Here is a 20,956-nt window from a genome sequence, read left to right as displayed (position 1 = left end):
TTTGGTCGCATTTACCTTACTAAAAACAATTTGTTACAGTCTTGCGTGCGATGAAAATTTAACCCACGCGTTCGCCTGTCATATCTCAAGGAGTGATGCTTATGACGACCCTTAGCCTGCGCCACCTGTCTATCCGTAACCGCTTATTTTTACTAACGGCGGTCATTTTATTACTGCTTGCCATTCCATTCGGTATCACAGTGAAAGACTATCGAAGCGACCTTATGCTGGAGAAGCAAAGCCAAACCCAGCACTTGGTCGAAACCGCTTATACCTTGCTTGAACACTATGCTCAGCAAGCAACACAAGGCGCATTGAGTACGAAACAAGCGCAAGCCGCTGCCAAGCAAGCGATCGCCCAATTACATTATGGCAACAACGATTATTTCTGGATCAACGATGCGCAGCCTGCCATGGTAATGCACCCGATGAAACCCGATTTGAATGGCAAAGATCTACGCAGCTTTAAAGATCCAAACGGTAAAGCGCTATTTATCGAAATGGTCAAAGTCGCGCAACAAAGCCAACAAGGCGTCGTTGAATATCAGTGGCCGAAACCGGGCGCCGAGCAACCCGTCGACAAAGTCTCTTACGTCAAACTGTTTAAACCTTGGGGCTGGATTATTGGTACAGGCATCTATGTCGATGATGTGAATGCGCTGGTGATGCAGCGACTCAGCTCCGTGTTTGTCTGGGTTATCGCCACGCTCATCTTGTTAATTGCCTTTGCTAGCCTGATCGGCCGGAGCATTACGCAACCGTGCGGGGAAACACTGGCAACCCTAAAAAATATTGCGCAAGGTGAGGGGGATCTCACCCGCCAGCTCAGTGCAACCGGTAAAGATGAACTGACGCACATCGCCCAAGCCTTTAACCTATTTACCGGTAAAATTCGCACCATTCTGCAAGACATTACCCCGATCACCGACAGTGTTACTGGCTCTGCGGATGAACTGACTCAAGTCGCGCAAAGCGCGTCAAGCAAAGCGTATGATCAGCATCAAGCCGTCGATACCGTCGCCTCGGCAATGAATGAACTTCATGCGTCAAACCAAGAGGTGGCTCAAGCCGCTAGCCAAGCGGAACAAGCTGCTCGCAATGCCGACAACGCAGCTAGCCAAGGCCGCCAAGCGATTAATCAAACTTCTTCGCACATGCAAACCCTGCGCGATCAACTGACTCGTACCGAGCAAGAGACGCAAACTCTCGCCCAAGAGACTCAATCGGTTAGCGCGGTCTTAGAAGTGATCCGCGGAGTGGCCGAGCAAACCAATTTACTGGCACTGAACGCAGCCATTGAAGCAGCCCGCGCCGGTGAGCAAGGCCGAGGTTTTGCGGTAGTGGCGGATGAAGTTCGCACCTTGGCGACTCGCACACAATCTAGCACCAATGAGATTGAACAGATCATTGGCGGTTTGCAGAAAAAAGCGCAAAGCGTCAGTCAATCCATGACGCAAACTCAGCAGCAATCACGCGTGACGCAACAGCAAGCAGATCAAGCGCAACAGATGCTTAATGAGATTGAAGCGCAAATCCAAACCATTTTGTCTTTCAACCAACATATTGCCAGTGCGAGCGCCCAACAATCCGAGGCCACCAACGAAATTACCCGTAACCTCACCCAGATTGCCGAGCACAGCACCCAAGCCGCCGCTCAAGCGAATCAAGTGGCGGCGGCCAGTGAACAGTTGATGGAAAATGGCCAACATCTGGCTCGCAGCTTAGCGGTGTTTAAAATCTGATCCCGCTATCACGCTTTTCAGCCTAGATTGCATCATAAAAAAAGAGAGAGCCGTTAGGCTCTCTCTGTGTATCAGCGTCCATTGGGGAATTACGCTGTCTTTATAGGGTGATTCAAGCGGGCTTAGTCTTTCAGCACTTTCACGGTGTAAGAGCCATCTTTTTGGCGATACAAACCGTGAATGTCGGTCTCAAAACCTGGGTAATGCGCACCGATTTCACACAGCATTTCCAAGAAATCCAGTACAGGGCGAGAGCTGTCTGTCACCATTTCACCTGGCAGTACCAATGGCACGCCTGGAGGATAAGGCAGGATCATATTGGCGCTCACGCGACCCACCATCTCGTTAAGCAGGATCTCTTCGGTTTGACCGCGCAGCTCTTGTTGCCATGCCACGTGTGGCGTCACTTTCATCTCTGGCAGCACATCAAACGCTTTGTACATCAGCTCTGGCAGTTGGTATTTACGGGTTAAGTCGTGGATACCTTGCGCCAACTCTTGAATACGCATGCCTTCGTAGAAAGCTGGGTCTTCACGGTACAGTGAAGGCAGCATGGTACGAATGGTCAGGTTCAGATCGTAACCGCGTTTGAACTCAGTCAGGCCGCGCAGCAACTGCATCGCTTTTGACTTATCAATACCGATAGAGAACAGGAACAACAGGTTGTAAGGGCCGGTTTTCTCAACCACGATGCCGTGTTCATCAAGGTATTTAGAGACTAGTGATGCCGGAATACCGCTCTGCTCCAATTCGCCATCTTTGCTCATTCCCGGCGTGAGCAGAGTGATTTTGATGGGATCAAGGTACATGTGGTTGTCATCAAGATTCTTGAAACCATGCCAATCTTGGTTTGGATCGAGTTTCCAGCACTCGGTAGTATCAATGTTCTCGGGTTGCCACACATCGAAGAACCAGCCTTCGCTCTCGCCTTTCAGACGTTTGATCTCTTTACGGAAGCGAATCGCACGATCAATCGAATCCTGCATCAGCTTACGGCCGGTGTTGCCACGCATCATCGCCGCAGCAGTTTCCGTCGATGCCACAATACCGTACTGTGGTGAGGTTGAGGTGTGCATCATGAACGCTTCGTTGAACGACTCGCGATCAAACTCACCTTTGACATGAATCATCGAGGCTTGCGAGAACGCCGCCAGCAGTTTGTGGGTTGACTGGGTTTCGTAGAACACTTTACCCGGCATCGCTTCGCCACTCATGCCGCATTTGCCTTCATAAATACGGTTGAAGTTAGTGTAAGGTACCCATGCACTGTCGAAGTGGATGTGTTTGCAATCGAGAGACTCTTTGATGAACTGAGTGTTGTACAGTAGGCCATCATAAGTCGAGTTGGTGATCACCGCGTAGCTTGGCGCGCTCGCTCCCGGGGTGTTTGCCACTTTCTCTGCAATCACTTCACGGCTGAATTCGCTCTGTGGAATACCACCGAGAATGCCGTAAGCGTTACGGGTTGGACGGAAGTAAATGGGGGTGACGTCCGTCATCATCATTAAGTGAGTCAATGATTTATGACAGTTACGATCCACCAGCACTGTGCTGCCCGCCGGTGCGGAGAACATACCGACGATCTTGTTCGAGGTCGATGTGCCGTTGGTCACGATGTAAGAAGCATCTGCATTGAAGGTGCGCGCGATGTACTCTTCCGCTTCTTTGTGTGGGCCGGAGTGATCGAGCAGTGAACCCAGTTCTGGCATCGAAATCGAAACGTCCGCTTTGAAGGTATTTGGGCCGTAGAAATCGTAGAAAATACTGCCGACTGGGCTTTTTTGGAACGCAGTACCACCCATATGGCCCGGAGTACAGAAGGTGTATTTACCCTCTTCTACATATTTGAACAGCGCCTTAGTAAACGGAGGCATGATCGCGTCTTTGTATTCTTGAGTCGCTTGGTTGATTTTGATCGCGATGTCGTCGGCCATGCCCAGAGCGTATTCGAAGAAATGCACGTTGAGGCGTAGGTCGGTTAGCGAAATATCTAACGTCGATTGCTCATTGGCAAAGGCGTGCACTGGCAGTTTTTCATTGACTTTACTGATGCGCTCACACAGCTCTAGCGAGTATTTATCCCAGTCGAACAGCACGCCGCAAATGCGTGGGTTCATCTCAATCATCTTGATCAGATCTTTGTCATCCACCGGATAAACCACGTCGTAACCGGCTTTTTCTAATGCTGCATGCAGTTGGCGAACAGGCTCTTCTTTAAAGAACACACCCATGTGGTTCAAGATAGCGAATATATTCATTTGGACATCTCCAAGGCGAAAAAAGGCGCTCTCTGTGCACTGCACAGTGAGTAAGACGAGCGCCATAGTGAATTCAGAAAGCTGGCGTGGCAGACGCCAGCAGAGTCAATCAGAACTGAGCCGAAGCTGGTTGTGGATGAGTCTCAAGATATTTATCCAGACCCGCTTTTTTGCTGTAGAACATCAAAATAATCAGCGACATGATGAAGGTTGCAGTCAGGGTTGAACCTTCAGCTCCCGCCAGCGCCACCATACAGAACAGGCTGGCAATACCGGAGAACAGCATCACAAACGTATTGCGAGTGGTCATGCCTTCGAAGCGGATCAGGTTAATGCTGGAGTAAAAATAAGGCAGCATGGTCAGCAGTACCGCATCGGTGGTCAGTTGGTTAAACAGATCGGAAGCGTGCGCCGTTTCTGAACTGAAGAACATCAGTACCAGCATCAGCAGTGTCATCATGCTGGAAGCAATCAGCAGACCTTTTTTCGGTACACCGTTGCGATCGGTTTCACCGAACACTTTCGGGAAGTTGCCATCGTTAGCGGCACGTTTGCCAGCTTCGCCCACCAGCATCATCCAAGAACCAAGTGACGTGAAACACGCTAGTGCAGTAAAGGCAGAAACGAATGGCGCAGTCCAGCTACCAAACAGTGCAGTGGTCGCCAATGCAAAAGGTGCACCCGATGCCGCCACTTCAGAGGCAGGGAACATGCCGCTGATCATTTGGGTAGAAAGAATGTAGATAAGACCCGCAAGACCAGTACCTAACATGGTTGCCAGTGGTACCGTGCGTTTTGGGTTTTCGACCATACCGGAAGAAACCGCCGCCGATTCAACACCCACGAAAGACCACAGACAAATCAGCACTGCGGTGATCACCGCATGGCCATCGCTACCGGCAGACACGTTCCAGTTTTGGCTGTAAAGCGCGCTGTCAAAGTGCGTCCAACCAAACAGAGCCGTACCGACTACAGGGATCAAAATCAGCACCAAACCAATGGTACATAAGCGGCTTACCCAGCTACCACCAAGCAAGTTGACTAAGGTAAATAGCCAGACCGAAGCAATGGTCGCTAAACCAGCGGGGATCGGGTTATTCAGCACCGGGAAGAACACCGAAAGGTAAGAGACACCGGTAATCGCAATCGCCAAATTACCAATCCAGTTAGCGTGGTAGTAAAGCACGCCCGTTTGGAAACCAAACACCGGTGACACTTCCCCTGCATAAGCAATCGGGCCACCCTCTTGCGGGTTTTTGGTTGCCAAACGAGCAAACACAAACGCCAAACTGAGTGCGCCAACAATGCAGATCAGCCAGCTATAAATGGAAATTGAACCTACGCTTGCTAGCGTAGAAGGAAGCAGTGCAATGCCACTGCCCATCATGTTGCCAGCCACCACACCCGTACAGGCGATCAGGCCGATTTTTTTTGCATTTGATGACATAACATCTCCAAATCGATTCTACTTAAGTTACAAAACTCAAACTGAATGGGTTAGCGAGATGTCATGAGTGCAATCACCTGCGCTACCTCGCTAAATTTCGAGGTGCAGACTACGCCCAAAAAAACGAAAAAAAATAAACTTCCGCTTATCAATAAAATGATGAGCCAAGCATGAGTTTCTTGATATCAACCTGATAAACACCACCTATAAACCTCTTTATTTTCATATCGTTATTAAAAAACCTAAAAACATCAGGAGAGACAACTAAAAATATCAAGGTGAAAACATCAGGCTAAATGCTGTTCTGCGGAACCATCACGGGGGAGGTTTATCACCAAAAACCGTAAGTATTGCCGTGAGGTTTGCCACTCAACCGGTAAGACGTTCGATTTAGCAACATCCATCGGCAGAGAATGCCAATGGCGCTCACTGAATTTGGCTTGAGGAATAGGCTCAAACGAATGGCGATGACAAGTTAAACGGCTAGTGAGTACATAGACATCGTTCGATGTCATTAGCGGGCGTTTTTCAGTCAGAAGGATTCCGAGAGATAAAGCGGCGCGCCCTCCCCTCTAAACCGTGCTAAAGCCAGTTCGGAGAAAGAAGTCGCAAGTTCGCTCTATCCCCTTCTTACCAGTCATTCCAAGTCGTTTGGGGATAGAGAGATGAAATTGACCGTAGACGAGCGTTACAGTAAACGAACCACCGAAGGATGCACCGAGCGGTACATGGCGTAATCAATGGATTTTAGGTTGGAGTGGAACACCAAGTTTTCGCACAGCAGATAAGTTTCCAGCGACGTGTCCATGTAAAAGGCTTCACTATAGGCATCACTGGCCCCATCCAGATCGCCTTTGAGTTCAGCGTGCTTGCCTTGCAGCACATACGAGAGCACCGACTCCCGTAGACCCTGCGCTTGCGTCAAATAGTGCGTGGCCGCTTCCACTTGGTTTTCGACCGTTGCTTGCAGTGCTAAAGCCTCATAAATGCGTGGCTGAACCACTGCCTCTGGGGCATAGCTCACCTGTTGTAAGGTTTCACTCAAGACCAAGATTCGATCTTGATTGAGCGCCTGATCAGGGTTCAGAGCTTGCTGAACATGGTAGGCAATCAGTAATTCGGCTTGAACATAATGGTTGTCCGGCTCCAACTTCAGCACTTGCTCCAATAAATAAATGCCTTTTTGAAACTGCTGACGATCGGCAACATTCAAGTAATGATTGGCGCGCACATACAGCCCCAATGCCGCAGGTTGACGCGGAAAGTCCACCAACAAACGCTGCGCTTGCTGCTCTGCATTCGGGATTTTCAACGCTTGCATGACATCCCATTCTGCACTTTTCAACACAGAGGCCAGATGTTGGCTATCGAGCGGATATTGCCGACTAAACAGCACCGCATCGGAAGAGTTGTTTTTAAGCTCAAGATCTAAAAACTCATGCCCGTCCTTATCATTGACTCGCACCATGATCGACTTACCGGGCAAAATGCCTGAGCTATAAGCCGTTTTACCGAGAATCACTCGATAATCACTCACCTGGGTCAGATCGGCCATCAGCTTTTGCGCGATACCATCGGCAAGGTCATGCGTGAGCGCCTGTGCATGAAAACTGTCTTGGAATTTAAATTCAATCAGGTGGGTATCCACCACTTGGGTGATGCGCACTTGCGACTGTTGCACGGTAAAAAAGCCCATCGCTACAATCACTAGACCAATCCAGATCGCATTGAGCAAGTTTAAGCGCCAACGGCTCACATTCGGCTTAGCTGATTTTTTCGGCTGCTGACTTTGGCATACGGCGCGCGTTAACGGACCAGCAGGAAACACGATCTCGGGAACGGCTTCTTCCACTTCGTCGATATCGTCCGTCAAACCGACATCACTGGCCGCCGACTCTTCTTGACGAGAGAGGTAAGGATTGCCATCAAGGCGCTGCACATTCGCGACTAACTTATAGCCACGCTTGGGCACCGTCACCACATAACTGAGGTTTTCTTCGCGTCCGTCGCGCAATAGCTTACGCAACTCAAAAATGGATTGAGTGACCACTTGGTCGGTGACAATCGCCCCGTCCCAGACATGTTGAATGAGTTCCTCACGGCCGAATACCTCTCCGGCATGCTCCGCAAGAAAATGCAGTAAGTTAATAAGACGCGGCTCGGCCGAGACCTCCCTATCTTGGCGATACAGCTTATTCTCATCAATGCACAGAACCCAGTCATTGATTTGAAAACAGATTCCAATCATAGAATAGCTCTTTGTATCAGGAAGATAGCATCGGTAAGAGGCAGAATATGCTCGAGCACCACACACCGATGAAGAGCGAAATTATAAGTGCACTACTCTATTTCACCTACTATTGATAAGGCTAAAAATTGCAAACTTAGGTTGTTTAACCATCAGACAACGTCATTCCTAGTGGTAAAAACTAAATTACCCTTATCAATCAGAATATAAATTAGGCGTTATTTCTCTACTCTAACGCGGCTAAAATCGAGCAGTGGCTGGCGTTATCTTCCACATGCCCACAGCAGGCATCATTGATTTTTTTCAGCGCGCTGCGAATACGGGTCAGCTCTTCAATCTTTTGGTCGATCACCGCCAGCTTAGCGCTGGTGATCGCTTTCACTTCAGCACAGCTGTGTTCGGTCGCTTCCAAACGAATTTCGAGCAGCTCTTTAATCTCTTCGAGGCTCAGCCCTAACTCTTTAGCTTTTAAAATAAACGTGACTTGTTGCTGGCTCTTTTCATCGTACAGTCGATAGCCCGACTCGGTACGCGTTGCCGGAGCAATCAGCTCATTTTTTTCATAGAAACGCAGTGTATCGGTCGAAACGCCGCAGCGTTTGGCTAACTCTCCAATCTGAAACATCACTCCTCCTCCTCCCTGACTACTTGGAGTAGTTTGGGGAAATTTAAGCTTTCGTTAAAATTTGTGCTTGAAAAACCGTTTTTTAGCGATTATTTTTCCCATGCCAAACGATTGCGCGAGATCTTTTGTAATAAATTGGTTAGAATACGCGCCATTCAAATCGCGGCGGATAAGGTATTTCCCCAAATGGCTCTGTTGTTTTTTGCGCAGTGAGGCTTTGAAGCGAGCTTCCCCAACACCGCACAGCAGATCACTTTCGGCAAATATCTTTTAAAGGAAAATGGAAGCATGAACAACGCTCGTCCTATTCACCGTGCGCTTCTCAGCGTATCAGATAAAACCGGCATTGTTGAGTTCGCAAAAGCGCTTGCAGAGCGCGGCGTTGAACTTCTCTCCACCGGTGGCACCGCTCGTCTATTGGCTGAACAAGGCCTGACGGTAACGGAAGTCTCCGATTACACCGGTTTCCCAGAAATGATGGACGGACGCGTCAAAACCCTGCATCCGAAAGTGCATGGCGGTATTTTAGGCCGTCGCGGCCAAGATGACGCGGTGATGAACACCCACGGCATTCAGCCGATCGATATGGTGGTGGTGAACCTCTATCCTTTCGCCCAAACGGTAGCTAACCCAAATTGCACGCTGGCTGATGCGGTGGAAAACATCGATATCGGCGGGCCGACTATGGTGCGTTCTGCTGCGAAAAACCATAAAGATGTGGCCATTGTGGTGAATGCGCACGATTACGAGCGTGTGATCCGCGAAATGGATGCCAACCACAACTCCCTGACCTTAACCACGCGTTTTGATCTGGCGATTGCCGCTTTTGAACATACCGCGGCGTACGATGGCATGATTGCGAACTACTTCGGCACGCTGGTGCCTTCTTATGGTGATAACAAAGAAGGGGATGAAGAGAGCAAATTCCCTCGCACCTTCAATGCGCAGTTCATCAAAAAGCAAGATATGCGTTACGGCGAAAACAGCCACCAAGCGGCCGCGTTTTATGTGGAAGCCAATCCACAAGAAGCCTCGGTTGCTACGGCTCGCCAAATCCAAGGTAAAGCCCTCTCTTACAACAACATTGCCGATACCGATGCCGCACTGGAGTGCGTCAAAGAGTTCAGCGAGCCAGCCTGTGTGATTGTGAAACACGCGAACCCATGTGGTGTAGCGTTGGGTGACGATCTGCTGCAAGCCTACAACCGCGCTTATCAAACTGACCCAACCTCAGCATTTGGCGGCATCATTGCTTTTAACCGCGAGCTGGATGGTGAAACGGCCAAAGCGATCATCGAGCGTCAGTTTGTTGAAGTGATCATCGCGCCGAAAGTCTCGCAAGCCGCGATCGACATCGTCGCAGCCAAACAAAACGTACGTTTGCTGGAGTGTGGTGAATGGCAAGGCCAAACCACAGGATTTGATTTGAAGCGCGTGAATGGTGGCTTATTGGTGCAAGATCGTGACCAAGGCATGGTGGCACAAGATGACCTACAAGTGGTTTCGACTCGTCAACCTAGCGACGCTGAGCTGAAAGATGCCCTGTTCTGCTGGAAAGTAGCGAAATACGTGAAATCCAACGCGATTGTGTACGCCAAAGGCGACATGACCATCGGTATCGGCGCGGGTCAAATGAGCCGTGTTTACTCCGCGAAAATCGCCGGTATCAAAGCCGCCGATGAAGGCTTGGAAGTGGCAGGCAGCGTGATGGCCTCGGATGCCTTCTTCCCATTCCGTGATGGGATTGATGCTGCGGCAGAAGCAGGCATCACTTGCGTGATCCAACCAGGTGGCTCAATGCGCGACCAAGAAGTGATTGATGCGGCCAACGAACACGGTATGGCGATGATCTTCACCGGTATGCGTCACTTCCGTCATTAATTGGCATGATTCGTATGGGGTGCAACGCGCCCCATCTTGTTTAAGTAAGGATTTCACAATGCAAGTTCTCATCATCGGCTCTGGCGGTCGCGAACACGCACTGGCGTGGAAAGTGGCACAAAACCCACAAGTTGACACCATTTACGTGGCTCCCGGTAATGCGGGCACCGCCCTTGAGCACAAGGTGCAAAACGTCAACATTGGCATCACCGATATCCCAGCACTGGTTGCCTTTGCCCAAGATAAAGCGATTGAGCTGACCATCGTTGGCCCAGAAGCACCACTGGTGATTGGTGTGGTGGATGCGTTTCGTGCTGCGGGTCTGCCGATTTTTGGACCAACCCAAGGCGCAGCGCAACTGGAAGGCTCCAAAGCTTTCACTAAAGATTTCCTCGCTCGCCATAACATTCCAACCGCAGCTTACGCCAACTTTACTGAGATTGAGCCAGCATTGGCTTATGTGCGTGAAAAAGGTGCGCCGATTGTGGTGAAAGCGGACGGTTTAGCGGCGGGTAAAGGCGTGATTGTTGCCATGACTCTGCAAGAGGCCGAAGACACAATTCAAGACATGCTAGCTGGTAATGCGTTTGGTTCAGCAGGCAGCCGCGTGGTGGTTGAAGAATTCCTCGACGGTGAAGAAGCCAGCTTTATCGTGATGGTCGATGGTGAAAACGTACTGCCAATGGCCACCAGCCAAGATCACAAACGTGTTGGTGATGCCGATACTGGCCCAAATACGGGTGGTATGGGAGCTTACTCACCAGCGCCAGTAGTGACACAGGACATCCATGATCGCGTGATGCGTGAAGTGATTTACCCAACCGTGCGCGGCATGGCAGCCGAAGGCAACACCTACACTGGCTTCCTCTACGCCGGCTTGATGATTGATAGCACTGGCGCACCGAAAGTGATTGAGTATAACTGCCGCTTTGGTGACCCAGAAACTCAACCGATCATGATGCGTCTGCAATCGGATCTGGTTGAACTTTGCCAAGCAGCGATTGCGGGCAAGCTGGATCAAATGGAATCGAAGTGGGATCCGCGCGCCTCGATCGGTGTGGTACTGGCCGCTGGCGGCTACCCAGGCGATTACGCCAAAGGTGAGGTGATTTCAGGTCTACCGACTCAAGAAATCGCTGGACAAAAAGTGTTCCATGCGGGCACCGAAACCCAAGGCGACCAAGTGGTGACGAATGGCGGTCGCGTGCTATGTGCAACGGCGCTGGGTAATACGGTATTAGAAGCGCAGCAACGCGCTTACCAGCTCGCCGATCAAATCCGTTGGAATGGCATGTTCTGCCGCCGCGATATCGGTTATCGCGCGATTGCCCGTGAGCAAGCCAAGTAAGGCAAACTTCATCGTCTACGCATTAAAAAAGCGCGAACTTCGCGCTTTTTTATTTCATGGCATTGGTTAACCGATTTAATCGATCAACTCAGGTTGTTGCACACAGTCGTGATCCGCATCATCGAGCAATAGCAGCTCATCAATATGCACTTTACCGTTGCGGATTTTGCCCAAAAACGCCACATAGCTTTCAATAGAAGCAAGACGATTAAACACAAAGCTCGGTAAGGTTTTATTAAACTCGACACGCTGATACTCAACCCCAGCACAGGTTTCAAACACTTTACCATTCCAATAGCCTTGAATAAGCTCTAAGCCCTGCTTATCTTGCTCTTTCGTGGCTTCCGCCACCGCTTTCGCTTGCAATACATAGTGAGCGATCTGCTCTTCGCTCATCGGCAACACCTTTCCACCCAGTCGATACTGCTGGTAGACAGCTTCGCCCTCTTTACTAAAACGAATATGAACTCGGAACGGTAGCAATTTTTTGCCATCCAGATGTTCACCCTCACGGCGAATTTCACGTACTTGCCCCTCTTCCCAGTGATAACTGGTTTGGTAGCTGCCGTAATCACCAGAAGTCACGTAATCGGAGGCTGAGCTCGGCTTTAGAAAGCGCTCGGTATACCAATAAAAGCTGGTCGCATCACCAATCGTTTTACCACCGGTAAATTGATTGATCTGCTCAAGATTAGGATTTGGAGTAGAAGAACACCCAGCCAACAGGCCAGACATCAAAAGAAGAATAGGAAATTGATGCTTCATAAACAAAAACGCCGAGATGTTTAGTCTCGGCGTAGTATAAAGCAATTACTTGATCGCGTCTTTCAGCGCTTTACCTGCTACGAATGCAGGAACGTTAGCTGCCGCAATTTTGATCTCTTCACCGGTTTTTGGGTTACGGCCAGTACGAGCAGAACGATGATTAACTTTGAATGTACCAAAACCAATCAGTTGTACTTGGTCGCCGTCTTTCAGAGCACCTTCAACCGCACCCAGAGTCGCTTCAAGAGCCGCTTTCGCTTGCGCTTTAGTCAGGTCCGCTTTCTCTGCGATAAAGTCGATCAATTGGGTCTTGTTCATTTAGGTTTCCCTTCTCAATAGGTTATCGAATCGAGCTCACTCTAAAACATAAATGCCCGATCTGGCAAAGGTTTGTCGCGCAACTTTCGCTTTTATGACGCACTTTTAACCGTAATCTGAGTAACAACTCACAATTTGTTACTAATCAAGCCGCAGGTCCGCTTGTAATTGACTGCCTGAGGCCTTATTAAAAGAGAGCTAATCGACTGGGAAGCCTGTCATTTCAATCGATTTAGTGACTGAAAAAAGCACTTTCGACTCCTTCAGGCGAAGCGATTTTTCTTCATATTCTCACCGCAATGTTCAGCATCCGCTCAACGTTAGTGAGAAGAAAAGAGCTCGAACGTGCACTCTAAAAACCAAGGAATTTTATGTTTCTGCTTGCGATATATATTTCTGTCGCGATTGGCGTATCGTTTATCTGTTCAGTATTAGAAGCGGTACTCCTGAGTATTACCCCGAGCTATCTTGCCCAACTGCGTCAACAAGGCCACCCTGCGGCCACTCGTTTGGCGGAGTTAAAAGCGGATATCGACCGTCCACTCGCCTCGATCCTAACCCTAAACACCATTGCCCACACGATTGGTGCCGCGACTGCCGGTGCTCAAGCTGCGGTCGTGTTTGGTAGCCAATGGCTCGGCCTATTTTCTGCCGTGCTTACGTTGGGTATTTTGGTGCTGTCTGAAATCGTCCCAAAAACGATAGGGGCAACCTACTGGCGCGAGCTGGCACCGAATTCAGCCTTAGTGCTGCGTTGGATGGTGTGGGCGCTGACGCCGTTCGTCTGGTTCTCCGAACAAATCACGAAACGTTTGGCGCGCAAAGTCGAAGCCCCAAAGCTGCGTGAAGAGATTTCTGCGATGGCGATGTTGGCTAACGAGAATGGCGAATTTGCCGAGGGCGAATCGAAAATGCTCAACAACTTGTTGGCCATTCAAAGCGTGCCAGTAACGCAGGTGATGACGCCGCGTCCCGTTCTGTTTCGCGTTGCCGCCGATCTAACGATTGATGAGTTTCTTGAACAACACCGTGACACACCGTTCTCGCGCCCGCTGATTTACAGCGAAGAGAAAGACAATATTGTCGGTTTTGTGCACCGTCTTGAGCTGTTCAAACACAAACAAAATGGTCAAGGCACTGCCACGCTTGGCGAGGTGATGCGCCCGATCCATGTTCTGCTCAATACCTTGAGCCTGCCTAAAGCCTTTGATCAGATGATGCAAAAGCGCTTGCAGCTCTCGGTAGTCGTCGATGAATACGGCTCAGTGCAGGGTTTGCTGACTTTGGAAGATATCTTCGAGCATCTGCTCGGCGAAGAGATTATCGATGAAGCCGACCGCACCACCGATATGCAACAACTGGCTGCTGAACGCTGGGAACATTGGAAGCGTAAACATCGCATGATCGAAAGCCGCGACGAAGAAGAATAAAAAACGGGAGCTTAAGCTCCCGTTTCTCTTGGCAATGAAGGGGAATTACAACTCCACTCCGATATTGCTGACCCCCTCTTCGCGCAGCTCTTTGCGTAGGTCTTTGATGAGATCAATGTCGCGCTCAACCGCTTCACGCAGCGGACGGAAAATCGCCCACTGTACGTCCCATTCGGCGCACACGGCTTCATTCTCTTTTTGGTTATCGTTGGTGATAGCTTCACCGGTTTGTGCTTCTTCCAGTTGAGCGACAGTTTGTACCGAAATCTGGCTCACTTTGATCATAGATTCCGCTAAATCATCACGATCCAACAAACCGTGCAGCAGGGTTGCTAAGCCTTCACAGGCATCAATCGCGGGATACACGGCGTACAAATCAAACGCATCCGAAGTTGGGATCAGCTCTTCGAGCTTTTCAAGCTGATGCTCAAAGTTCACTTTGGCATTTTTTACCGTCATCAATTCCCACACGCTGTCGAGAATGTCACGGTAGATACGCGCCTCAGCAAACTGCGTGTGCTCACAGAACATAGCGTAATTCGGATACATACGTTCACACAGACAGGCCATAAAGGTAATCTGTTGCCAAGGTTCAAACTTCTCAAGACGAAGCTGTAGAGGGTTTTGTAACATAGTCACTTCAAATCGTTGCGGAAAAAGACAGCGGAAGTGTACTGGATAACCATAAGGGAAAAAAGACGCGCCTATGAACAATTTCCACCAGCTGTATATTCTGACTGAACATGATGAACACTACCGCGAGCTGATCTTAGAGCGTCAGCTCGCTGGCCTTAGCGTCACCAACGATCGCACGCAAGCCACGATTTTATTGGCCGCACCACCGATGGCGGCGCGCTGTTTGGATGAGTTTCCGCACTTGCAATGGCTACATTCCGCCTATGCGGGTGTCGATACCTTAATGGCACCCAAGCTGCGCAAAAACTATCTGCTAACCAACGTCAAAGGCATCTTCGGCCACCTGATTGCTGAATATGTGATGGGTTACGCTATTCAGTACCAACGCGATTTCAATCTTTACCAAACGCAACAAGTCGAACGGTGTTGGCAAGCACACCCCTACTCTTCTCTAGCCAATCAAACCCTAGTGATTTTGGGTACAGGCTCGATTGGCAGCCATTTGGCCTGTGTAGCCAAACAGTTTGGGTTGCGAGTAGTAGGCGTAAATCGCACCGGTATTCCGGCCAAAGAAGGGCATTTTGATGCCACTTATCACATCAGTGAGCTGCTGTTCAACGTGGGGCGTGGCAAAACGTTAGTGGAGCAGGATCTACCAGATTTAATTGCGGCAGGACACATTCGCCACGCGTTTTTGGATGTGTTTATCAAAGAGCCACTCGCTCAAGATCACCCATTCTGGAGCAATCCGGCGATCACCATCACGCCACACATCGCGGCGGTCAGCTTTCCAGAGCAAGTGGTCGATATCTTCGCCGATAACTACCAACGTTGGTGTGATAACTTGCCACTGCGTAACCAGATTGATTTTGAAAAAGGCTACTGATGCTTGAATCACTGCTGACGGAAATTCGCCAGTGCACAGTGTGCGAACCACATTTACCGTTGGGTGCGAATCCGGTGATCCGCGCCCATCCGGCGGCGAAAATTGTAATTATTGGTCAAGCTCCGGGGACGAAAGTGCACAACACCTCGATTCCGTGGAATGATGCCAGCGGCGAACGGCTGCGTCAGTGGTTGGGGTTAGATCGCGAAGCGTTTTATTGCCAAGAAAACATCGCCATTATGCCGATGGGGCTTTGCTATCCGGGCAAAGGGCGCAGCGGAGATTTACCGCCGCGTAAAGAGTGTGCGCCACTGTGGCATGCCAAAGTGTTGGAGCAACTCCCCAATCGGCAACTCACTCTCCTGATTGGACAATATGCACAGCATTATTATCTGCCGGACAAACCCGCCACCTTGACCGAAACCGTACAGCAATGGCAGCGCTGGGCTCCTTCGATGTTACCGCTACCGCATCCCTCTCCGCGCAACACCTTATGGTTACAAAAGCATCCGTGGTTTGAGCAAGAAGTCGTCCCCCACCTACGCCAACAAGTGAAGCAAGTGCTTACATAGCAAGCCGTTAGGGTTTGAGGTAGTATGGCGCGCAGATTGATTAAGGAGTACGCCATGCTTGAAACATTAACCCTATGGTTACAGCAGTTTGATATTGAAATTGAGCGTGTGATTCAGCTTTCTGAAGCGCTTGGCCTGATTGCCGCTATTTCTATTGCTATTCACTTGGTGTTGCATCGTGGCGTTTTACTGTGGCTCAAGCGCCACACTCGCCATGAACAGAGCGTTTGGCGCAATGCGCTGTTTAAAGAGCACCTGTTTAGTCGCGTTGCGCTACTGATCCAAGGCGTCGTGATTGCGGTGCAAACCCAACTATGGCTCAGCCCCGGAACATTCACTTATGACGTACTGCATACCGTCACCGCCTTATGGATTGTGGTGTTCAGCATGCTGGCCACATACTCTATTTTGAATGTGTTGGAAGTATTGCTCAGCAAAACTCAAGTAGGGAAAAACCTGCCTACTCGCGGTATTTTGCAGAGTATCAAGATCATTGTATTTATTATCGCTGCGCTGTTTTTTACCTCGATTTTGATTGGTAAATCCCCCGTCATCCTACTCAGTGGTTTAGGTGCCATGACGGCGGTATTTATGTTGGTGTTTAAAGACCCGATCCTCGGCTTAGTTGCAGGGGTACAACTTTCCGCCAACAAAATGCTCTCGGTCGGTGATTGGTTGGAAATGCCCAAATATGGCGCAGATGGCGCCGTACTAGACATCAGCCTAACCACCGTTAAAGTGCAGAACTGGGACAAAACCATCACCACCATTCCTAGCTACGCACTGATCTCAGATTCATTTAAAAACTGGAAAGGGATGCAGGAATCCGGTGGTCGCCGCATCAAACGCAGCATTTTGATTGATGCCACCAGCGTGCATTTTTTGACAGAAGAAGAGAAACTCGCACTGAAAAAAGCCCAGTTGCTTGAGCCTTACTTAGCCGAGAAAGAGCAGGAGATCAGCAGCTACAACCAACAAAAACATTGGGACTTAGCCTGCCGTATCAACGGCCGCCGCCTGACCAACATCGGCAGTTTTCGCGCTTATTTAGAACGCTACCTACGCAGTCACCCGAATATTCACCAAGATATGACGCTGATGGTACGTCAGTTAGCGCCCACTCACGATGGTATTTCGCTAGAGGTGTACTGCTTTACCAGCACCACTGTGTGGGTGGAGTATGAGCGTATTCAGTCGGATATTTTTGATCATATCTACGCGGTACTGCCTGAATTTGACCTGCGTGTCTCGCAAGCCCCTACCGGCAATGACTTTCGGGCTCTGAGAGGCTAAACACAGTCCCTCCATTCGAGAGCAGTTGACCTTCCCTCTTCGCGAACATCGAACTTCCCCCTCCCCCTTCTAGGGGGAGGCTAGGAGGGGATTTCACATCAAACCAAGCTTCCCACTCAAAGCACCGAATATCCGAGTTGAGTAAGCTCAGCCGCGAACGCTTGCTTGGCTGAGGCTTCACCGTGGATCAGGTGCACTTGCTTGGGCTTTTCCGGAATGCTGGTAATAAAGCGCAGCAAATCCGCTTTATCGGCGTGGGCGGAATAACCGGACATCGTATGAATATGCGCGTTGACTTCCACTTCAGTCCCCTCAATCCAGACCGAAGGTTGACCACTTTGAATACTGCGCCCAAGCGTACCTTCAGCTTGAAAGCCGGCCAAAATCAGGTCGGTTCGCTTATCCGGCAGCAGCGCTTTTAAATAATCCATAATGCGGCCGCCCTGACACATCCCCGAAGCAGCCACCACAATCGCCGCCTCTCCGGTTGAGGCTAAACGGTTGACCAAACGCTCATGGGTTCGGTGATCTTCCACCGTAATACACTGCTCAAACGCCAACGGATGCCGATGCATTTGCAGCCGCGCTTTGGCTTCTCGTCCCCATAACTGCCTAAAGCGACGATAAGAACGCGTCACTCGCTGCGCCATCGGCGAATCGAGAATAATCGGCAAATTAGCATCGATTTGCTGAGAAAAGATGAGCTGCTCAATATCAAAGAGCAGCTCTTGGGTACGCCCGACACTGAACGCCGGGATCAAAATTGCACCGCCGTCAGTCAGTGAGTGCTCAATCATCGCGCGCAGCCGCTGCCCTCGGCTCTGCACATCCTCGTGCTGCTTATCGCCATAAGTGGTTTCAATAAACAGATAATCGGCCCGCTCTGGCGACTGCGGATCAGGCAACAACGGCGTATGGCTTGGCCCCAAATCCCCTGAAAACACCACCACCTCACCATTCGGACGCCGAATTTCCACATACGCTGAGCCCAAAATATGCCCCGCAGGCTGAAAGCGCACCCAGAGCGAATCGGCACGCTTAGGCGGCACCGCAAACCACTTTTGGTAATCTTGCACCCGCAGCAAACGGCGCACCTCGGTAAGTACGCGCTCACTCTGCTTGGGAGACATACCTAACTGCAGCTTTAAACCATCTTCCAGCATCAATGGCACCAGCTCCGCCGTTGCCGCTGTGCAGTAAATCGGCTGCTTAAAGCCCGCCGCCAATAACCAAGGCAAACGGCCAATATGGTCAATGTGCGCATGGGTTAAGATCAGAGCATCCACATGCCCCAACGCAAACTCCACCGCCAACGGGCGCTCATCCGCCCCTTGAAACAAGCCGCAATCAATCAGCAGCGCTTGCCCATCGGCTTGCAATTCATGGCATGAACCCGTGACACTCGCCTTCCCTCCGTGATGAACCACTTCCATGTTGTTTTCCACTCCTGAGTACATTAATCAACCGATGGGATCATACCGATTTCGAACAAGCATGAATCGAAAGGATAAAAAAACCGCGGTAGAGACCGCGGCTTTTAAACTTAAATCGACACCATTAATGCATGAGCTGTTTTTCAAGCTGAGTTTGGTTGTCTTGCGTACGCTGCCAAACTAAATCACCAATACCATCCGTCGGATTAAAATCGGTCGGCGCTTCAAGCAATAGCTCACGGATACGCTCATGGTTAAACGCATGACAAGCTTTGTCTAGCTCGTTAAGATGCTGTTCAAATTCAGTTAAAGGTAAATAACGTTCATTGGCTGTCATGATTCGCTCATGAGCCGTTTTTTGAACATTATCGCCAATCAGCAGTTCTTCATAGAGCTTCTCACCTGGCCTTAACCCTGTGAACTCAATAGCAATATCCCCATAAGGATGCTGCTCATCTTTCACTTCCAGCCCAGAAAGCTGAATAAGGTTAACCGCGAGGTCAGTGATGCGCACAGGCTCACCCATATCAAGCACAAACACATCCCCACCTTTACCCATAGCTCCGGCTTGGATCACCAGTTGCGCCGCTTCAGGGATGGTCATGAAATAACGAATAATGTCTGGGTGCGTCACCGTAATTGGGCCGCCTGCCTCAATTTGACGTTTAAACAGCGGAACCACAGAACCCGATGAGCCCAAAACATTACCAAAACGCACCATACAAAAGCGAGTTCCTTTGGCTTTACGGTTTTCTTGTTCCGCAAGCGCTTGCAAACCTAGTTCGGCCATACGCTTGGTGGTTCCCATGACATTGGTCGGGCGCACCGCTTTATCAGTGGAGATCAGAACAAACGATTCAACACCTGCTTCAATGGCCGCCTGCGCAGCGTAGTAAGTACCAAAAACGTTATTGCGTACCCCTTCAACGACATTGTACTCAACAAGAGGTACATGTTTATAAGCAGCAGCATGATACACAGTTTGAACCTTGAAGCTTTTCATTGTTACCACAAGGCGATTGATTCTCTGTACCGACCCCAATAGCGGGATGATTTCAACGTGCAGACCCTCGGCTTCCATCAGTTGTTTGAGTTCTCTATCGATTTGATATAACCCAAACTCTGAAAGCTCAAACAACACTAGTGCTTTAGGTTTTTGTCGCACAATCTGACGACAGAGCTCGGAGCCGATAGAACCGCCAGCCCCAGTCACCATAACGACCTTACCTAAGATATTCGATTCCATTAAACATTGCTGAGGTGTCACCGGATCGCGCCCCAGTAAGTCTTCAATCGCCACATCTTTCAACTGATCGATGGATGCCTTGCCTTCAACGATATCTTTCATATCAGGAACCGTAAGCACTTCCGCCGACAAGTCTATCAATGACTCGAGAATCTTCTTCCTACGCGCTCGTGAAGCACTCGGTACTGCAAGTAAAATTTGGGCAACATCATGCTTCTCAACGAGGTAAGCTGCTCGGCTAATATCATAAACTTGCAAACCCATGATCACGGTATTTTCAAGGGTTTTATCTTGATCGATAAACCCAACCACTTTGTAGTTTTCTGAGTTACGAAGGGCAATAGCCAACTGTCTTCCCGCTGAGCCAGCACCATAAATCAGCACTGATTTACGACCTTTGCCATTAAGACCAGATACGAGAACACGAACAATAAGTCGAGATCCCCCACATAACAGGCACAAAAAGGTACCATAGATGATAGGTAAAGAACGAGGCACTGGCGCATTAAAATAGAAAGCTGCAATAGCAACTGACGCCGTAGAGATTAAAGTGCCAACGCTTACCACAGCTAAAGCATGGAAAGTAAGGTAACGGAGAATCGCTCGATACAATCCAAGTCGTGCAAAAGCAAAAAGCGTTACTAGCACTACACTACTAAGTAGATACGGAATCGTTTCAGATTGGATAAATTGAATATTGCCTATACGGACCCAATAAGCACAATAGAACGAGAATAAGATGAACAAAGTATCAACCACAACACTAATGATACGTTTATTCGTCCGAGATAAACTCCAGATAAAATTCAGCCTAGCCATAATAATTGC

At 49.6% G+C, this 20,956-nt stretch carries 18 protein-coding genes; 8 read left to right on the top strand and 10 right to left on the bottom strand.

Annotated features, from left to right (window positions below; all coding sequences use genetic code 11):
• Positions 1 to 101 precede the first annotated feature (101 nt).
• On the top strand, positions 102 to 1,742 hold the full coding sequence (locus MKA69_RS05360; RefSeq protein WP_305847649.1) for a methyl-accepting chemotaxis protein: 1,641 nt from the start codon (positions 102 to 104) through the stop codon (positions 1,740 to 1,742).
• Positions 1,743 to 1,864: 122 nt separating this feature from the next.
• On the opposite strand, the gene MKA69_RS05355 is transcribed toward MKA69_RS05360, so the two are convergent.
• From MKA69_RS05355 to zntR, 5 genes are all read right to left on the bottom strand, one after another.
• Positions 1,865 to 4,000, bottom strand: coding sequence for a lysine decarboxylase CadA (locus MKA69_RS05355; RefSeq protein ID WP_001929329.1), 2,136 nt, complete (start codon positions 3,998 to 4,000; stop codon positions 1,865 to 1,867).
• Between the two features lie 109 nt (positions 4,001 to 4,109).
• The gene (gene cadB, locus MKA69_RS05350) at positions 4,110 to 5,447 is read right to left on the bottom strand and encodes a cadaverine/lysine antiporter (RefSeq protein ID WP_032471641.1); all 1,338 of its coding nucleotides are present in this window, start codon (positions 5,445 to 5,447) and stop codon (positions 4,110 to 4,112) included.
• Positions 5,448 to 5,734: 287 nt separating this feature from the next.
• Positions 5,735 to 5,962 (bottom strand): hypothetical protein, encoded by a 228-nt coding sequence (locus MKA69_RS05345; RefSeq protein WP_305847648.1) that lies wholly within the window; start codon positions 5,960 to 5,962, stop codon positions 5,735 to 5,737.
• A gap of 173 nt (positions 5,963 to 6,135) precedes the next feature.
• Positions 6,136 to 7,695, bottom strand: a complete 1,560-nt coding sequence (gene cadC / locus MKA69_RS05340; protein ID WP_305847647.1) for a lysine decarboxylation/transport transcriptional activator CadC — start codon at positions 7,693 to 7,695, stop codon at positions 6,136 to 6,138.
• A 226-nt stretch (positions 7,696 to 7,921) separates the two neighbouring features.
• Positions 7,922 to 8,320 carry a Zn(2+)-responsive transcriptional regulator gene (gene zntR / locus MKA69_RS05335; protein ID WP_000486335.1) on the bottom strand — a complete coding sequence of 133 codons (399 nt, stop codon included), beginning with the start codon at positions 8,318 to 8,320 and terminating at the stop codon, positions 7,922 to 7,924.
• A gap of 33 nt (positions 8,321 to 8,353) precedes the next feature.
• Here zntR and MKA69_RS05330 point away from each other — a divergent pair, with 33 nt between their 5' ends.
• The 3 genes from MKA69_RS05330 to purD all read left to right on the top strand — a co-directional run bounded on the left by MKA69_RS05330 (position 8,354) and on the right by purD (position 11,549).
• Positions 8,354 to 8,533, top strand: coding sequence for a hypothetical protein (locus MKA69_RS05330; protein WP_000514449.1), 180 nt, complete (start codon positions 8,354 to 8,356; stop codon positions 8,531 to 8,533).
• 75 nt (positions 8,534 to 8,608) lie between these two features.
• Complete coding sequence (gene purH, locus MKA69_RS05325; RefSeq protein ID WP_095467646.1) at positions 8,609 to 10,201, top strand: bifunctional phosphoribosylaminoimidazolecarboxamide formyltransferase/IMP cyclohydrolase; 1,593 nt, start codon at positions 8,609 to 8,611, stop codon at positions 10,199 to 10,201.
• 58 nt (positions 10,202 to 10,259) lie between these two features.
• Positions 10,260 to 11,549, top strand: a complete 1,290-nt coding sequence (gene purD, locus MKA69_RS05320; protein WP_305847646.1) for a phosphoribosylamine--glycine ligase — start codon at positions 10,260 to 10,262, stop codon at positions 11,547 to 11,549.
• 75 nt (positions 11,550 to 11,624) lie between these two features.
• Here purD and MKA69_RS05315 read toward each other — a convergent pair whose 3' ends face one another.
• Together MKA69_RS05315 and hupA are read right to left on the bottom strand one after the other, a co-directional pair.
• Entirely contained in the window at positions 11,625 to 12,314 is a 690-nt protein-coding gene (locus tag MKA69_RS05315; RefSeq protein ID WP_305847645.1) for a DUF1481 domain-containing protein, read from the bottom strand.
• Positions 12,315 to 12,359: 45 nt separating this feature from the next.
• Positions 12,360 to 12,632, bottom strand: a complete 273-nt coding sequence (gene hupA, locus MKA69_RS05310; RefSeq protein ID WP_001044505.1) for a nucleoid-associated protein HU-alpha — start codon at positions 12,630 to 12,632, stop codon at positions 12,360 to 12,362.
• 371 nt (positions 12,633 to 13,003) lie between these two features.
• Here hupA and MKA69_RS05305 point away from each other — a divergent pair, with 371 nt between their 5' ends.
• Positions 13,004 to 14,062, top strand: a complete 1,059-nt coding sequence (locus tag MKA69_RS05305) for a CNNM domain-containing protein (RefSeq protein ID WP_095475264.1) — start codon at positions 13,004 to 13,006, stop codon at positions 14,060 to 14,062.
• A gap of 45 nt (positions 14,063 to 14,107) precedes the next feature.
• On the opposite strand, the gene MKA69_RS05300 is transcribed toward MKA69_RS05305, so the two are convergent.
• Positions 14,108 to 14,695, bottom strand: a complete 588-nt coding sequence (locus MKA69_RS05300; protein ID WP_000941132.1) for a YjaG family protein — start codon at positions 14,693 to 14,695, stop codon at positions 14,108 to 14,110.
• Between the two features lie 73 nt (positions 14,696 to 14,768).
• On the opposite strand from MKA69_RS05300, the gene MKA69_RS05295 reads away from it, so the two are divergent.
• From MKA69_RS05295 to MKA69_RS05285, 3 genes are read left to right on the top strand one after another with little or no spacing between them, the layout of a single operon-like run.
• Positions 14,769 to 15,584: a D-2-hydroxyacid dehydrogenase gene (locus tag MKA69_RS05295; protein ID WP_305847644.1), complete on the top strand. Its 816-nt coding sequence runs from the start codon at positions 14,769 to 14,771 to the stop codon at positions 15,582 to 15,584.
• Positions 15,584 to 16,156: a uracil-DNA glycosylase family protein gene (locus MKA69_RS05290; protein ID WP_095457132.1), complete on the top strand. Its 573-nt coding sequence runs from the start codon at positions 15,584 to 15,586 to the stop codon at positions 16,154 to 16,156. The genes MKA69_RS05295 and MKA69_RS05290 overlap by 1 nt, the downstream gene beginning before the upstream one ends.
• A gap of 54 nt (positions 16,157 to 16,210) precedes the next feature.
• Positions 16,211 to 17,449: a mechanosensitive ion channel family protein gene (locus MKA69_RS05285; RefSeq protein ID WP_055031695.1), complete on the top strand. Its 1,239-nt coding sequence runs from the start codon at positions 16,211 to 16,213 to the stop codon at positions 17,447 to 17,449.
• A 116-nt stretch (positions 17,450 to 17,565) separates the two neighbouring features.
• Here MKA69_RS05285 and MKA69_RS05280 read toward each other — a convergent pair whose 3' ends face one another.
• Both MKA69_RS05280 and MKA69_RS05275 read right to left on the bottom strand, forming a co-directional pair.
• On the bottom strand, positions 17,566 to 18,882 hold the full coding sequence (locus tag MKA69_RS05280; protein ID WP_305847643.1) for an MBL fold metallo-hydrolase RNA specificity domain-containing protein: 1,317 nt from the start codon (positions 18,880 to 18,882) through the stop codon (positions 17,566 to 17,568).
• Positions 18,883 to 19,006: 124 nt separating this feature from the next.
• The gene (locus MKA69_RS05275; RefSeq protein ID WP_305847642.1) at positions 19,007 to 20,947 is read right to left on the bottom strand and encodes a nucleoside-diphosphate sugar epimerase/dehydratase; all 1,941 of its coding nucleotides are present in this window, start codon (positions 20,945 to 20,947) and stop codon (positions 19,007 to 19,009) included.
• Between the last annotated feature and the right edge of the window lie 9 nt (positions 20,948 to 20,956).

Origin of the sequence: Vibrio sp. AH4 (assembly GCF_030710545.1) — a bacterium.
Taxonomy (GTDB): domain Bacteria; phylum Pseudomonadota; class Gammaproteobacteria; order Enterobacterales; family Vibrionaceae; genus Vibrio; species Vibrio metoecus.
Note: the sequence above shows the minus strand (reverse complement) of the source record. Positions and strands in the feature narration are given on the sequence as shown.

Coding starts and splice junctions, on each gene's coding strand:
- purD (WP_305847646.1), top strand. CDS start 10,260: ATGCAAGTTCTCATCATCGGCTCTGGCGGTCGCGAACACGCACTGGCG.
- MKA69_RS05285 (WP_055031695.1), top strand. CDS start 16,211: ATGCTTGAAACATTAACCCTATGGTTACAGCAGTTTGATATTGAAATT.
- MKA69_RS05280 (WP_305847643.1), bottom strand. CDS start 18,882: ATGGAAGTGGTTCATCACGGAGGGAAGGCGAGTGTCACGGGTTCATGC.
- MKA69_RS05360 (WP_305847649.1), top strand. CDS start 102: ATGACGACCCTTAGCCTGCGCCACCTGTCTATCCGTAACCGCTTATTT.
- purH (WP_095467646.1), top strand. CDS start 8,609: ATGAACAACGCTCGTCCTATTCACCGTGCGCTTCTCAGCGTATCAGAT.
- cadC (WP_305847647.1), bottom strand. CDS start 7,695: ATGATTGGAATCTGTTTTCAAATCAATGACTGGGTTCTGTGCATTGAT.
- MKA69_RS05355 (WP_001929329.1), bottom strand. CDS start 4,000: ATGAATATATTCGCTATCTTGAACCACATGGGTGTGTTCTTTAAAGAA.
- MKA69_RS05345 (WP_305847648.1), bottom strand. CDS start 5,962: ATGACATCGAACGATGTCTATGTACTCACTAGCCGTTTAACTTGTCAT.
- cadB (WP_032471641.1), bottom strand. CDS start 5,447: ATGTCATCAAATGCAAAAAAAATCGGCCTGATCGCCTGTACGGGTGTG.
- MKA69_RS05290 (WP_095457132.1), top strand. CDS start 15,584: ATGCTTGAATCACTGCTGACGGAAATTCGCCAGTGCACAGTGTGCGAA.
- zntR (WP_000486335.1), bottom strand. CDS start 8,320: ATGTTTCAGATTGGAGAGTTAGCCAAACGCTGCGGCGTTTCGACCGAT.
- MKA69_RS05305 (WP_095475264.1), top strand. CDS start 13,004: ATGTTTCTGCTTGCGATATATATTTCTGTCGCGATTGGCGTATCGTTT.
- MKA69_RS05275 (WP_305847642.1), bottom strand. CDS start 20,947: ATGGCTAGGCTGAATTTTATCTGGAGTTTATCTCGGACGAATAAACGT.
- hupA (WP_001044505.1), bottom strand. CDS start 12,632: ATGAACAAGACCCAATTGATCGACTTTATCGCAGAGAAAGCGGACCTG.
- MKA69_RS05295 (WP_305847644.1), top strand. CDS start 14,769: ATGAACAATTTCCACCAGCTGTATATTCTGACTGAACATGATGAACAC.
- MKA69_RS05315 (WP_305847645.1), bottom strand. CDS start 12,314: ATGAAGCATCAATTTCCTATTCTTCTTTTGATGTCTGGCCTGTTGGCT.
- MKA69_RS05300 (WP_000941132.1), bottom strand. CDS start 14,695: ATGTTACAAAACCCTCTACAGCTTCGTCTTGAGAAGTTTGAACCTTGG.